Origin of the sequence: Streptomyces sp. NPDC059832 (genome assembly GCF_042731715.1) — a bacterium.
Taxonomy (GTDB): domain Bacteria; phylum Actinomycetota; class Actinomycetes; order Streptomycetales; family Streptomycetaceae; genus Streptomyces.
This window is the reverse complement of record NZ_JBHWIY010000025.1, coordinates 120,873-134,534: the sequence shown is the minus strand read 5'-3', so window position 1 is coordinate 134,534 and position 13,662 is coordinate 120,873. Positions and strand designations below refer to the sequence as shown.

8 protein-coding genes are annotated in these 13,662 nt (G+C 71.9%); all 8 read right to left on the bottom strand.

Translation table 11 applies throughout. The features are described from left to right. Positions 1 to 191: 191 nt before the first annotated feature. The 8 genes from ACFV8T_RS32955 to ACFV8T_RS32920 all read right to left on the bottom strand — a co-directional run bounded on the left by ACFV8T_RS32955 (position 192) and on the right by ACFV8T_RS32920 (position 13,659). Positions 192 to 395: an acyl-CoA carboxylase subunit epsilon gene (locus ACFV8T_RS32955; RefSeq protein WP_385334749.1), complete on the bottom strand. Its 204-nt coding sequence runs from the start codon at positions 393 to 395 to the stop codon at positions 192 to 194. A gap of 69 nt (positions 396 to 464) precedes the next feature. After that, complete coding sequence (locus tag ACFV8T_RS32950) at positions 465 to 2,048, bottom strand: acyl-CoA carboxylase subunit beta (RefSeq protein ID WP_385334747.1); 1,584 nt, start codon at positions 2,046 to 2,048, stop codon at positions 465 to 467. A 153-nt stretch (positions 2,049 to 2,201) separates the two neighbouring features. Next, positions 2,202 to 3,452, bottom strand: a complete 1,251-nt coding sequence (locus ACFV8T_RS32945) for a carbohydrate ABC transporter substrate-binding protein (RefSeq protein ID WP_385334745.1) — start codon at positions 3,450 to 3,452, stop codon at positions 2,202 to 2,204. Then, positions 3,449 to 4,453 (bottom strand): hypothetical protein, encoded by a 1,005-nt coding sequence (locus ACFV8T_RS32940; RefSeq protein ID WP_385334743.1) that lies wholly within the window; start codon positions 4,451 to 4,453, stop codon positions 3,449 to 3,451. The genes ACFV8T_RS32945 and ACFV8T_RS32940 overlap by 4 nt, the downstream gene beginning before the upstream one ends. After that, entirely contained in the window at positions 4,450 to 5,859 is a 1,410-nt protein-coding gene (locus ACFV8T_RS32935) for a hypothetical protein (protein ID WP_385334741.1), read from the bottom strand. The genes ACFV8T_RS32940 and ACFV8T_RS32935 overlap by 4 nt, the downstream gene beginning before the upstream one ends. Beyond that, positions 5,860 to 8,205: a tetratricopeptide repeat protein gene (locus ACFV8T_RS32930; protein ID WP_385334739.1), complete on the bottom strand. Its 2,346-nt coding sequence runs from the start codon at positions 8,203 to 8,205 to the stop codon at positions 5,860 to 5,862. Further along, positions 8,202 to 9,584 carry a serine protease gene (locus ACFV8T_RS32925; protein ID WP_385334737.1) on the bottom strand — a complete coding sequence of 461 codons (1,383 nt, stop codon included), beginning with the start codon at positions 9,582 to 9,584 and terminating at the stop codon, positions 8,202 to 8,204. Before ACFV8T_RS32925 ends, ACFV8T_RS32930 begins: the two co-directional genes overlap by 4 nt. A 199-nt stretch (positions 9,585 to 9,783) precedes the next feature. Next, positions 9,784 to 13,659 carry an endo-alpha-N-acetylgalactosaminidase family protein gene (locus ACFV8T_RS32920; RefSeq protein ID WP_385334735.1) on the bottom strand — a complete coding sequence of 1,292 codons (3,876 nt, stop codon included), beginning with the start codon at positions 13,657 to 13,659 and terminating at the stop codon, positions 9,784 to 9,786. Positions 13,660 to 13,662: the final 3 nt, after the last annotated feature.

Here is a 13,662-nt window from a genome sequence, read left to right as displayed (position 1 = left end):
GCTTCGTAGCTGGTCAGGCCCTGGTCCATGAGCCGGAAGTATTCCTCCCGCTCACGGACCAGCTTCTTGCGGCCTTGGGCCACCGTCCGCACCTTGCGGATCTCGAACTCCATCGCACCCCTTGAGCTGGGGTGTTGCGACGACTCCTAGAACCTAAGCGAAGGAGGCGGGGCCCTTTCACGCGTTGCGGGTCAGCCCTGCCAGGAGTGCGGGGCGCGGAAGCCCGGCGTGCGCTCCAGGCGGCGCCACCCGGCGGTGTCGCGGCCGCGGTGGGCGGCGGGCGCGGCGGACCGGGCTGCGGCGCGGGCGAGCAGGACCGCGGTTATCGCGGCCAGCTCCTCGGGGTCGGCGAGGCCCTTCTCGACGCGCAGGACGGACTCGGCAGCAGTGGTCATGGGTGGTTTCTCCGTCTTCTCGGCAGGCAGGTCTTCGCGGGCTCGGCAGGGGACTGCGTGGAGTGCGGACTACTGCGGGGGGTTGCCGTGCTTGCGGGACGGCAGGTCGGCGTGCTTGGAACGGAGCATGGCGAGCGAGGCGATCAGCACCTCGCGGGTCTCGGCGGGGTCGATGACGTCGTCGACCAGGCCGCGCTCGGCTGCGTAGTACGGATGCATCAGTTCCGCCTTGTACTCCTTGACCATGCGCTTCCGCATGGCTTCCGGGTCCTCGGCGTCGGCGATCTGCCGACGGAAGATGACGTTGGCGGCGCCCTCGGCGCCCATCACCGCGATCTCGTTGGTCGGCCAGGCGTACGTCAGATCCGCACCGATGGACTGGCTGTCCATCACGATGTACGCACCGCCGTAGGCCTTGCGCAGGATCAGCGAGATCCTCGGCACCGTGGCGTTGCAGTACGCGTAGAGCAGCTTCGCACCGTGCCGGATGATTCCACCGTGCTCCTGATCGACCCCGGGCAGGAAGCCGGGTACGTCCAAAAGAGTGATGATGGGAATGTTGAATGCATCACACATCTGGACGAAGCGGGCCGCCTTCTCGGAGGCCTCGATGTCCAGGACGCCGGCGAGGGACTGCGGCTGGTTGGCGACGATGCCGACGACCTGGCCGTCCATGCGGGCCAGGGCGCAGACGATGTTGCGGGCCCAGCGTTCGTGGATCTCCAGGTAGTCGCCGTCGTCGACGAGCTCCTCGATGACCTTGTGCATGTCGTACGGGCGGTTGCCGTCGGCCGGGACCAGGTCCAGCAGGACGTCGCCGCGCCGGTCGGCGGGGTCGTCGCTCGCGGCGGTCGGCGGGTTCTCGCGGTTGTTCGAGGGCAGCATCCCGATCAGGTAGCGGACCTCGGCGATGCAGGTCTCCTCGTCGTCGTACGCGAAGTGCGCGACGCCCGAGGTCTCGGCGTGCACATCGGCGCCGCCGAGCCCGTTCTGGGTGATCTCCTCGCCGGTGACCGCCTTGACGACGTCCGGTCCGGTGATGAACATCTGCGAGGTCTCGCGGACCATGAACACGAAGTCGGTCAGCGCCGGGGAGTAGGCCGCGCCGCCCGCGCACGGGCCGAGCATCACGCTGATCTGCGGGATGACACCCGAGGCCCGGGTGTTGCGCTGGAAGATCCCGCCGTACCCGGCGAGCGCGGAGACGCCCTCCTGGATACGGGCGCCCGCGCCGTCGTTCAGCGACACCAGCGGGGCACCGGCCGAGATGGCCATGTCCATGATCTTGTGGATCTTCGTGGCGTGGGCCTCGCCCAGCGCCCCGCCGAAGATCCGGAAGTCGTGCGCGTAGACGAAGACCGTACGGCCGTCGACCATGCCCCAGCCGGTGATGACACCGTCGGTGTACGGCTTCTTCTCCTCCAGGCCGAACCCGGTCGCCCGGTGCCGGCGCAGCTGCTCGACCTCCTTGAACGAACCCTCGTCGAGGAGCAGCGCGATGCGCTCGCGCGCCGTCAGCTTGCCCTTGGCGTGCTGCGCCTCGGTAGCCCGGTCACTCGGTCCGCGACGGGCCTGCTCACGCAGCGCCAGCAGTTCGGCCACACGGCCACGGGTGTCGCTCGGCTCGCCCGGGGTTTCGTCCACAACGGTCATGTACCGACCCTACGAAGCCGAGCAACTAAACCCTGCCGTCGACTCCGTACAGTCTCCTGACCCGTTTCCTGGTGGAGCCCGACAGAATCCGGGCAGTGTGCAGGCGAAGTACCAGCCAGTACGGGTCAGTCTTTGTGCGAGTCCGACAAAGGATCACTGTGGTCCGCTGCACACGCCTGTCAGCCACTCGGTGTGGTCCGGTCGGGCGTTCCGGGCGCGTTCGGCGCTCTGAACACGTTGGATGTCGTCCAGCCGTTCGCGCACCGGGGCATCGGGGTGGGCGATGGTCAGCAGCACCGCCTCGTAGAAGGCGTCCCGTACGGCGGCGGGCATCACGTCGGACGCGTCCAGACAGAGCGGCACCTGCCGGTCGGTGAGACGATCGCTGATCTGCTTCTCGACCGTACCGCTCCTGGCGGGCACGTCGGAGTTCGGCGAGAATACCCCGGCTCTGCGGCCCCACTCCTCCTGGGCCGGGCGCGAGGTGAGCCGGGTGAGCAGATCGCGGGCCTGTGCGGAGTCACCGAAGAGGGCGGCGAAGTCGGCGGACACCTCGCGGCCCCTGACCTTCGGGCCCGAGGGCAGCAGCGGCGCGGAGTCCGTGAAGACGGCCCGCCCGCTGTGGTCCCCGTAGAAGGACCGGGCGAAGGAGCCCTGGTGCTCCAGGTCGCAGCCGCCGTCGAAGAGCAGTCCGCGCCCGCCGGGGCCGCCCCGGTGGTCGCTGAGCAGGGCCCGGCGGGCGGCGTCGGGGTCCTGGGCCAGCAGGCCGGCCCACAGGCTCCAGGCGTTGACCACTGGACCGGCCGTCCAGTCCAGGTCCCCGGTCGCCCATCGCTCGTACTGCACCCGGCCCGCCGTCTGCAGGATCAGGTCCTCGATCCAGTCGCTGCCCGGCCAGCCCGAGGCCCCGTCGTCGCCCATGCCGATGCACCAGGAGGTCAGCGGTGCGGGGTGGGCGGGCGGCGGCCGGTCCTTGCGGTACCAGACGATGCTCTTGAGGTCCGCCTTGAGCGGCACCCAGAGATCCGCCTCTATGCCCCTCGCCTGCGGTTGCCAGGGCCTGCCGTACTTCGCGGCCGTGCCCTTGCCCAGCGGGTACAGCCGCCCCTCCGCGGCGTACTCGACGAGGTCCCCGACGCCCGGCAGGATCGCGATGTCGGGCGGGTTGCCCGCCTGCACCGCGGCGAGCAGGACCTCCCGGGTGGCGGCGGTGCCCTGGTAGGTGTACGGAGTGCCCAAGGTGTCCAGGACCCCCTTGAAGTGGGTCTCCTGGTTGTCGGTCCACGGCCCGAGGATCGTCACCTTCGGCTGTTCGTCGCCGCCGCCGGGCGCGGCGAGTCCGCAGCCCGCAGCGGTCAGCGCCAGACACAGGACGAGCAGGAGAGCGCGGGCACGCAGCATCATCCGGTCCTCCAGTAGTCGGCGTTCAGGTGCCGGCCGATGCCGATGGCGGGCAGCAGCACGATCAGGGCACCGGCCGCGAGCGCCCCGTAGTAGATGCCGCTCTGCCAGCCCTGGGCGGCCAGTCCGTCGCGGACCCGGGTCGATGTGTCGGTGACGGCCTGCTGGGATCCGGCCAGGTCGCTGTGGTCGTGGGCCCGTTGTTCGATTTGGATCAGCCCGTCGCGGGCGACGCCCAGCAGGTCCTGGGTGTGGCTCGTCGCGATCAGCGGGCCCGTCGCCAGGAAGACGATGGCCAGCAGCGAGACCAGCAGACAGGCATCGAGGCTGTGGCCGCAGCGGGTGCGCAGCACCCACAGTGCGGAGAGGGTGATCAGGACCATGGCCAGCAGGCCGAGTTCGGCGACCGCCCAGCCGGACCACTGCGAGGGGCTCATCGAGCTGAACGTGTCGATCCGGGCCATCTGGTGCCCCTGGAGCACGTCCAGGCGCGGCACCACACCGGTGCCCTCGCGGGTGAGGAGCATCTCGGCCTCGGCGAACTTCTCCTTCTGCATCAGGTCGTCCGACACGTACTTCACGGCGCCGGGGGTGATGGAGCTGCTGTACGAGGTGAGCACCCCGTTCACGGTTTCGAGCACACCCCGGCCGCGGTCCCCGTCGATCTGTACGTCGGAGAGCCGGGACAGGCCCTGGTCGGCGGCGGCGAGCTGGTTCTCGTAGCGGGCACCGGCACCGACCACATCGGCGATGCCGTTCTTCACGGAGCCCTCGGCCTCCTTGTGGGCGCGCAGCAGGGCGAGCTGGGTGGCGGCCACGCCCTGCACGGCGGGGGCGCCATGGGCGCGCATCTCGCCCGCCGAGATCTGGACCTCGCGGTACGAGACGAGCAGGGCGCTCATCGAGACCAGGGCGGCCACCAGCATCGCGGCCAGGTGCCGCTCCAGCAGCCGCCGGGTCCTGGACCGGTAGGCGCTCCTGCCCGATCCGGGTCGGATCCTCACAGCGGCCTCCCGCACTCGATGCAGAACACGGCCGCGGGTCCGGCCGGACGGTCGCAGTGCGAGCAGGGGACCGCCGGTCCGTCCCGGGTCGTCGCGGGCAGCTCCACGGGGTGTCCGGAGGTGATGCTCAGCATCCCCTGGCGGACGGTGCCCGGGTCGACGGTCGGCCCGACCCGGACGACCCCTCGCGGGCCGTCCACGATGCGGGCGACCTTGCGGACCTCGGCCAGGGCCCAGTCGGCGGCGATCTCGGTGGCGAGCCGGACGGCGAGTCCGAGCTGCGCCTCGGCCCGCTCGCGGCTCTCCAGGTCGAGGGCGGCGTACCCGTGGTTGAGGGCGGTCCGCATCTGCGTGGAGACGTTCATGGTGTGGATGTTGCGGTCGGCGGCGCCGGAGATGCGCGCGGTGGCCGCGGCCGTTCCCGACGGCAGCCAGCGGACCACGACCGCTTCGGTGGCACCGCCGACGGTGACCGCGGCGAGCTGGAGGGGCACGCCCAGCGGATCGTTGCTCGCGTCGACCCGGAGGGTGAGGAGGTAGTCACGGGACTCCGGTTCCCACTGGTGGGTGCGGAACTCCAGGCGGCGCGGATCGTCCCGGACCGGGTCCGGCTCCAGCCGCTGCTGGTGCGGTGCGGTCTCGGTGAGCGTCACTTCCCGCACCGCCGGGCGCACGGACACCTCGATGGGGAGCTCGGGGCTGCGGACCCGGCGCAGCCTGCCCAGCGCCGTGGCGACGGCGGGGGCGAAGGCGTCGGGCGAGGAGACGGCGGTGCCGTGCAGCCGTTCCGCGACGGCGATCAGCGGAGCCGGGTCCCAGCCCGCTCCCGGAGCGATGACATCGGCGGTGAACTCTCCCTCACAACGGGCGAGTTCGGTGCTCAGCGCGCTGTCCGGGCGGGTGGCGTCGTCCTCCTCGGCCCGGCTGCCGCCGTCGGTGACGAGCAGCAGATGCCGTACGGGAAGGGCGCGTTCGGCGAAGAGTTCACGGGCCCTGGCCAGCCAGCCGGCATATCCGGTCGGCTGCTGCCCCTCGTCGGCGGCGGCGATCCGTCCGACGCTGAAGGCGGCGTGGCGCCGGTCGTCGGGATCGGCGAGCGCCCACCGGCCGCGCAGCGGGTAGCACTGCGCGGCCCCGCCGCCCAGCACGGTGTAGGAGATTCCGTCGGGCAGGGCGCCCACCGCCTCGGTCAGCGCCGCGACGGTCGCGTCACGCCGCCCGGCGGCCACGTCCACCGCGACGACCAGGGCGATGTCGACGGCGGGAATCCGGTCGCGCGGCCCGACGGCGACCGCCCGGACCCTCACATGGGCGTCGATCCGGGTGTCCTGGTCCGGCCGGTGCTTCTTCGCTACCTGGACGGACAGGCCGATTCCGAGGCCGGACAACGCGGCGGTGCGGCCCATTCAGCTGCCTCCGGGGGTACGGCGTCGGGGTGGGAACCAGAAACGGGTCTGCGGGCGGACGGCGTGCGAGAGGTCGATGAGCTTCTCGTGGTCGGCGGTGTCCTTGCACTGGCGGGCCATCCAGCGGTAGCACCGGGCCAGTTCCTCCCGTACGGCCGGTTCCCCGGGCACCGGTGCCGGTGGCAGTCCGCGCCGCCACCAGCGGCCGTCGTACCGCGGGCCGCGGGCCTCGGCCCGGACTGCGTCGAGCTTCCACTCGTACAGTTCGGTGCGCAGCAGCCGGGCCGCCTCGTCGCCCGTCACCACGGACGCCGGATGCGGTCCCGGGCCGCCCTCGCGCAGCGGGACCGCGGCGAGCACGGCGTCGATCCGCCGCTTCCCGGGCAGCGGCCGGTCGCCCGCCGCGAGCCGGGCCGCCCGGATGCGCAGCGCGGCGATCCGGGCGACGGTGTGGTCCCGCGACTCGTCCGGCACCAGGTCCAGGACCTCGACCGCCGCGTCCCGGTCGCCGCGTGCCAGGGCCAGCCTGGCCAGGCCCAGCGCGGCACCGACGTGGGAGGGGTTGCGGGCGTGCACGGCCCGGAAGAGTTCGTACGCCGGCGGGATCGCACCGGCCGGGCGGTCCGGGCCGAGCTGTTCCGTGACGTAGGCCAGGGCCAGCTTCGCGGCGTACTCGCCGGGCAGCGCCCGGTGGACGGCGGCGAAGTGCTCCAGGGCGGCCTCCAGCAACTGCCGCCGGTCGTCCAGGACTTCCGCGCTGCGCAGCGCGACGAGTCCCCAGTGCCAGCTCAGCCGCCACTGGCGCACCGGTCCGGGGCCGGGGATGGCGTTCGCCGCCTCCACCTGTTCGCGTGCCCGGTTCAGCGCGTCGCCGCCCTCCTGGCCGAGCAGCAGCCGGGCGTTGTGCAGGCAGATCTCCACCGACCGCTCCCCCTCGGCGGGCTGGGCCAGCAGCCGGCCGGGGTCGTAGCTGCTCACCAGGAACCGGGCGGCCTCCGGGTCCCCCGGGTAGGGCCTGGGCACCGGCAGCCGCCGGGCGATCTCGGTGGGGGTGGGGAGCCCGGAGTCCAGGGCGGGCGCCTCGCGCGTCTCGTCGCGGCGGTGCGGGGTACGGCCCAGCCAGTGCGCGTAGTCGGGTACGGAACCCAGCCCGGCACCGAGCAGTTCGGTGGACGGGGTGAAGTAGGCGGACGGTTCGGTCCGGTCCCCTTTTCCGCGCAGCGCCCGGATCTCGCGCAGCACTCCGCGCAGTTGGCCGGCCATCTCCTCGGCGTCGGCGAACCGGCGTTCCGGGTCCCGGTCGGTCGCCCGCTCCACCACCAGGCGGAACGAGCTGATGCCGAGGCCGGGTACGTCGTCGCCGACCGCCCAGCCCGCCAGTTCGGCCAGGGTCACCCCGACCGTGTGGATGTCGTGGGCGACGGTCAGCGGACTGCCCCTGACCGTCTCGGGCGCGGCGTACTTGGGGGTGATGACGGGCGGCGGCCCGGCGGACCGGCTGCCCCGCACCCCGCCGAGGTCGATGACCTTGATGCCGTCGTGCTGGTGGACGACGTTGGACGGCTTCATGTCCCCGTACAGGAATCCCATGCCGTGCAGATGGGCGAGGGCTTCGAGGATCTGGCAGCCGTAGGTGATGACGTGTTCGATGTCGAGGACGAAATTGCCCTGCCGGGTCGATTCGACGACGGCGGAGAGCGTGCGGTCGCCGACGTCCTGCATCACGATGTAGCCGCCGGAGACCGTGCCGTCCGCGCTGCTGGTGCTGACGAAGTCCCGGATCTGGACGATGCGTTCGTGCCGGATGGCGACGAGGCTGCGGCGTTCCTCGGCGGCCTGGGCGGCGCCCCGTTCCGCGTACCGGTTCAGCATCCCCTTCACGGCGACGAGGTCTTCCAGGTGGGTGTCGCGGGCGAGGTAGACCCAGCCCTGGCCGCCGTGGGCGATGGGGCCGAGGATCTGGTACTGGTCCTGGAGCAGCGGCCCGTCCCGGTCGAGTTCGGGGCGGTAGGAATACGGGGCGCCGCACCTGGGGCAGTGGCCCTCGTCGGGCGGTGGGGCGGCGGTGTACGGGGCGACGAAGTACGTGGCGCAGGACTTGGCGGAGCAGCTCATCCTGACGTGCGCCTGTGTCACGGCGGCGCTCAGCCGCTGTGCGGGGGTGCTCGGGCGGAGCCTGGGCAGTTCCAGCAGCGCCCTGGGCCCGCACTTTTCGGGGGCGGTGGGCAGCGGCGGGAGTCCCGGGCCGTCCTCGGAGCGGCCGCAGGTGTCGCAGTGGCCGGTGGGCTGCACGGCGCCCTCGCAGGGGGCTCCGGTGAACCGGCGGTGCGGGCAGGGAATCCTCATCGGCGGCCGGCCCCGCCCTGGTCGCCGCGCGGTCCGGGTGCGCCCGCCGGGCCGCGCCTCGCCAGATCCGCCCGGAGTTCGCGCAGCAGCGCGCGCAGGGCGGTGAGCCGCTCGTACGGGTCGCCGACGGTACGCAGTCGTGCCAGCTGCTGCCGGCGGCGGGCCGCGCCGGTGCGCGGCAGGGGGCTCAGGGAGGCCGACTCCACCAGGCCGTTCAGTCCGGCCCACTCCGTCTCGATGTCCTCGACGCGCTGGACCAGTTCGGCGGCCCGCTCGTCGAGGGCGGGTAACAGCAGGTGCCGCGCCACCTCGGTCGTCTCGTCACCGCCGCTGTCGCGCACGATGACGAGGACCCGGAAGCCGAGCTCCCGCACCCGTGCGAGCAGGGGCACCAGCCGGAGCGGCTGCCGGTCCTCGTCGAGTCCGATCACGGCGAGGCTGGGCCCCGCGCTCCCGGGCTCCCCGTCCGCCGGCCGCCCGGGTGCGGTGCCGCCCGCGAGCAGCCAGTCGCGGTATGCCCGGACCTGGTGGCGGGGCGGCCGGAGCCTGGTCACCAACTCGTCGACGAAGTGCTCGGGGGTGGTGCGTCCGCCCCGGTAGACGAGATGGGCGCGGTGCAGATGGTGGCTGAGGGTGCGGTCGCGCCCGCCGCCGTGCGGTACGACGCTGAAGCGCACCGCGGGCTCGTCGCCCCCGGCGAACCACCTCCGCAGTCGCCGGTCCAGCCCGTGGTCCCAGCCGTCCGGACCGCTCAACTCCGCTACCAGCGGCACGAGCTCGGCGATCCGGTCGACCGGGATCATGTACGAGAACGCCAGGTCGTTCTCGGCGGGCAGCGCCAGATCGAGATCGCCGCGCCAGCTGACGACCATCCCGACGACCCGCTCGGGCGATCCGGGCGGTCCGCCGCGCACCTGCACCGCGGCCCCGCTGAACCCCGGTTTCACCACCTGCTCGTTGCGCACGGCGTCGAGCTGGATCCACGCGCCGTGCGCTCCGCTGATCCGCCCGGTCAGCCACATCCCGTCGGCGAAGGACCGCGCGTACCCGCCGATCCACACCTCGTCGCCGCGCTCCAGGCTCCGTTCGAGTCTCGCGGGGGTGGCGTGCGGGCGCGGGCTCTCCAGGGCGAGTACGGCGATGTCCTCGCGGGTCGCGCCGAGACCGGGCAGCCAGCCACCCTCGGCCACATGTGCCCCGACCGGGGCGATGGCGGGGTTCTCGGCGAATTCCACCCGGATCCGGGCGTCCGGCTCCCCCACCACGTGCGCGCAGGTGAGCACCCGGTCCTGGGTGAGCAGCACACCGGCCCCGCAGACCGGCCCGTCCGCGTCGCCCCTGCGCAGCCGTACCCGCCAGTCCGCCTTCAACTCCCCCATGCCGCAAGAGAATACGCGCGTAGCGGGCGCCGCTCCCAGCCTCTGGACATACTCCGGTCACCCGGTGTCCACCGGATGTCACGCGACGGGGAGCGCCGCCACCGCATGCGTGATGCGGGACGGGCGCACCGACGAGGGTCTTTCGTCTGCACGGTCCAGACGAGAGGCTCCCGGTGCGCCCGCCCCGCATCGCGCGGGTTCAGCCGCCGCAGTGGAAGCGCGCGTCGCCCCAGTCCGCGTGGTCGTTGCCGTTGCCGTCGCCGCCGTCGCCGACGACCAGTTCGACGTACTTGGCTCCGGTGACGTCCGCCGTCAGCGACCAGGCGCTGTCGGCCGCCTTCAGCACGGGCGACTTCACCTTCTCGGTGCCGTCGGCCGTGACGGAGAACTGCACACTGCCGGCGCTCTTCTGCACGTCGTCCACGCCGGCCTGGGCGGTGAACGAGGTGCACTTCCCGCCCAGGTAGTAGCGGACCTTCGCCGGTGCGTGGCTGCCGAGGCCCTTGGTGTAGACGGTGCCACCGATGGTCAGCGGGGAGCCGTCGCCGGTGCCGGTCTCACCGTTGGAGAGGTCCTTCTCCACCGGGCCCCAGCCGTTCTCGGAGGCCGTCCAGTCCAGGTCGCTGGCCCAGCTGTCGGTGGTGGGCGGCGGCGGCAGGGTCCGTACGGAGGTCTGCGCGCCGAGCGAGCGCTGTGCGCCGCCGACGGTGTACTTCGCCTCGGAACTCAGGCTGTACACCTGGTACTTGGCGTCGACCGGCGGGGTGACCTGCCAGCTGCCGGTGACCTTGGCGCCCGCCGCGACCGAGTCGAAGGTGACGGCGCCCGCGGGCTCCGCCTGCCAGCCCTCGGGTACGGACAGGCTCAGGGCGACGCCGGTCGCCGCCGTCGCCTCGTAGTTGGTGAACGAGGCCTTGACGGTGTTGGCCGTGCCCGGCTCCAGGGTCTCGGCGGCCGGCTCGACGCCGAGGGTGCCACAGGCGGCCTGTTCGGAGGCGGGGGCCTGGCCGAGGTCGGTCACGGTGAAGGAGTCGAGGACGAAGTCGGCGCCCTCGGGGGCGTCGTCGCGCTTGCGCAGTCCGGTCCAGGTGTCGCCGCAGCCCGCGGTGACCGTCTCGGCGAAGTGGCCGGTGGTGCGCTGCTGTCCGATGGCGGTGGTCCGGGTCTCGACCGAGTCGGGCTTCCCGTCGGCGGTGATCCGGTCGTAGCCGTCGACCCACTCGTAGGCGCCCGCGTGGCTGGACTGGTAGTCGTACTCGACCTTGTAGCGGTGCCCGTCCGTCATCGGCACGGTCCAGGGGGCGGTGCGGTAGACGAGTCCGGCGTTCTCCTCGTGGGACTTGAGGGACTCCTTGCCGCCGATCACGTCGTCGATCAGCTTTCCGTTCCAGCCTGCCTGGGTGTACGGGGCGTGCAGCTGGGAGATGACGGTACGGGGGTCGGTGGAGCCGCCCGCGTCGCCCTTGAGGAAGGGGCCCCAGCCCTGGTCCACGGCCTCGAAGTCCTCGTAGGAGAGGGTGTTCTCCTTGGTCTTCGGGGCGTTGGCGACGATGCGTACGTCATCGGCCCGCACGCTCGCGGCGCTGCCCGCGGCTGCCTCGATGCGCAGGGTGGTGTGGCCGTTGGCGGGGGCGGTGAAGTTCACCTTGGCCCGCTGGAAGTACGTGCCGTGCCGCTCGGACGCGGCGACCTGGTCCTTGGCGGTGGAGCGGTCCACGGCGACGGACCTGCCGCCGATCGAGAGCGTGGTGTGCCGGGTCCTTCCGGGCTGGACCTCGATGAGCGCGGAGGCGGTGTAGCGCTTGCCGGGGGCGAGGCCGTCGATGCGCTGTGCGAGTGCGGCGGTGCCGCTGCCGGAGAGCTGGGCGCTGTTGAGGCCGTTGGCGTCGGTCTCCCGGGCGACGGTTCCGGTCTTCGACCAGGCGGTCAGCGCCTTGTCGTTGAAGCCCGGGTCGTCGACCGGGGTGCCCTCGCCCCACTGGGGGTCGGCGGCCTTCGGCGCCTGGTGCGGGTAGAGGACGTACGGCTGACCGGCCTTGGCGGTCAGCGTGATCTTCCCGTCGACGGGCTTGACCGTGCCGGTCCTGACCCGCCCGTTGTCGGTGAGTTCGTAGACGGTGTACGTGCCGTTCGACGGCACCGCCCAGCTGCTCGTGCCGCCGGACTTGCTGTAGTGGTAGAGCTTCTTCCCGCCGTCCCAGGGCAGCAGGTAGTCGGTGCCGCTCAGGACCTTGCGGCCGTGGTCGTAGAAGGTCCGCTTGCCGTCCTCGACCGTGCCCCGGACACCGCCGGTGAGACTGATGTCATTGCCGTCCCAGCGGGTGATCTTCTGGTGCTGGAGGTACTTCGCGGGCAGGTCGCGCTGCCAGATGTTGTCGTAGAAGGCGTTCCAGTCGGTCTCGTTGGTCCAGCCCTCGAACTCCTCGATGGCGGTCTGGCCGAGGACCGGGTCGTTGTTCCAGACGTCCTTCTCGTCGTTGCGGATGAACCGGATGATCTTCGAGTTGAGGCCCTTGTTGGTGGCGCCGCCGTAGTCGAGGTCATTGGCCCAGTGCGACCAGAGCGAGCCGCGCTCGAATTTGTCGGCCCATTCGGTGCCGACGTTCCAGCCCTGCTTCTGCACGGACCGGAGGGTCTTGTCCGCGATCCAGCCGTGCGTGTAGTAGACGTCGATGTAGAGCAGGCTGAGGTTGGGGTCCGTCTCGTCGCGCAGCTGCTGGAAGCGCTTGGCCAGGTCACCGCTGTTGATGTCGCGGCGCTGGTCGATGTAGTAGCTCTGGCCGAGCCAGTTCCAGCCGGGTTTGGTCTTGTCGACGAGCTTCTCGTCGAAGGCCTTGGCATCCGGGTACGCCTCGGTGGCGTTGACGTGGACGCCGAAGGTGGCGCCCCACTTCTTGCCGTCCTTCAGGAGCTCGTTGAGGTCCTTCAGCCCCCCGGCGCGCTTGTTGTAGTTGCCGCCGTAGTCGGGGTGGGCGGAGTCGTGGCCCTCGGCGGCGTACCCCTTGAGGAGCGCCATCTGCCCGAGGCCGTCGGTGGCGAGCGAGATCCGCTTGACGTCGTCCAGCGTGCGCAGGAAGGGGTGGGTGGCCTGGCTGGCGAAGTTGAACGGGATGTGGGTGATGACCCGGTCCGGGGTGTCCTTGCTGCCGGGCGCCGTGACGCCGATCGAGCGGAACGCGACGGCGCCGTCCTGCCAGTCGACCTGCTTGTCGCCGTTGGCGTCGGGAGTGACGACGACCTTCGCCCAGGGCAGGTTGTCCCCGCTCTCCGGCTTCGGCGCCCCCTCGCCGCGGTAGGTCCACTGGCCGGACCAGACGCCGACCCGGACACTGCCGTCGTCGGCCTTGCGGGCCTGGTGCCAGAACCGGGCGTCGTCGCCGCCGGTGGCGCCGGACGGCTTGTCGTACGAGGAGTTGGACTCGACGGCCGCGGCGAGCGAGCCGGTGTTGAGAAGCGCGTACGAGGCACCCACCGGCGCCTTGTCGGCGGCGGTGTCCGCGGTGACCTTCGAGAAGACGTCGGCGGTCTTGGTCGAGTCGTTGTCCAGCCGGGTGAAGGCGGTGGCACCGCCGGTGTCCGTGGAGCCCACGGAGACCAGGTCGTGGCCGGGGATGTCGATGGTGCCGACGCGGAACGCCTCGGTGTCGCGGACGGCCGTCACCTTGAAGGTGGTGGCGCGTCCGGAGACGGAGAGCGAGGCGTCGATCTCGATGCCGGGCAGGTCGGTGAAGACCAGCGTGTAGCGGGCGGCCGAGGCGGTGACCCGGGGGGCGCCCTTGAGCTTCACCGGGTGCGCGGTGCCGTTGAGGGTCACGGCGGTGACCGGCTGGGTGCTGCCGAACAGCCGGCTGCCACTGGCCCTGTCGGTGTACGCCAGGACGCGCGGGAAGTCGTCGGCGACGGCGACCGAGAGCTGCGCGGATCCGATGACGGTGGCGCCCGCGGGCACGGCCGGCTCGACTGCTGCGGGTGAGGGAGCGGAGGCGGCGGTGGCGGGGAGCGCGGTCCCCACCAGCGCCAGGACGGCGGCTGAGGCGGCGGCGACAGCGCCCGCCGAAGTGAATCTTCGCGACATGTG

Coding starts and splice junctions, on each gene's coding strand:
- ACFV8T_RS32955 (WP_385334749.1), bottom strand. CDS start 395: ATGACCACTGCTGCCGAGTCCGTCCTGCGCGTCGAGAAGGGCCTCGCC.
- ACFV8T_RS32925 (WP_385334737.1), bottom strand. CDS start 9,584: ATGGGGGAGTTGAAGGCGGACTGGCGGGTACGGCTGCGCAGGGGCGAC.
- ACFV8T_RS32930 (WP_385334739.1), bottom strand. CDS start 8,205: ATGAGGATTCCCTGCCCGCACCGCCGGTTCACCGGAGCCCCCTGCGAG.
- ACFV8T_RS32920 (WP_385334735.1), bottom strand. CDS start 13,659: ATGTCGCGAAGATTCACTTCGGCGGGCGCTGTCGCCGCCGCCTCAGCC.
- ACFV8T_RS32935 (WP_385334741.1), bottom strand. CDS start 5,859: ATGGGCCGCACCGCCGCGTTGTCCGGCCTCGGAATCGGCCTGTCCGTC.
- ACFV8T_RS32950 (WP_385334747.1), bottom strand. CDS start 2,048: ATGACCGTTGTGGACGAAACCCCGGGCGAGCCGAGCGACACCCGTGGC.
- ACFV8T_RS32945 (WP_385334745.1), bottom strand. CDS start 3,452: ATGATGCTGCGTGCCCGCGCTCTCCTGCTCGTCCTGTGTCTGGCGCTG.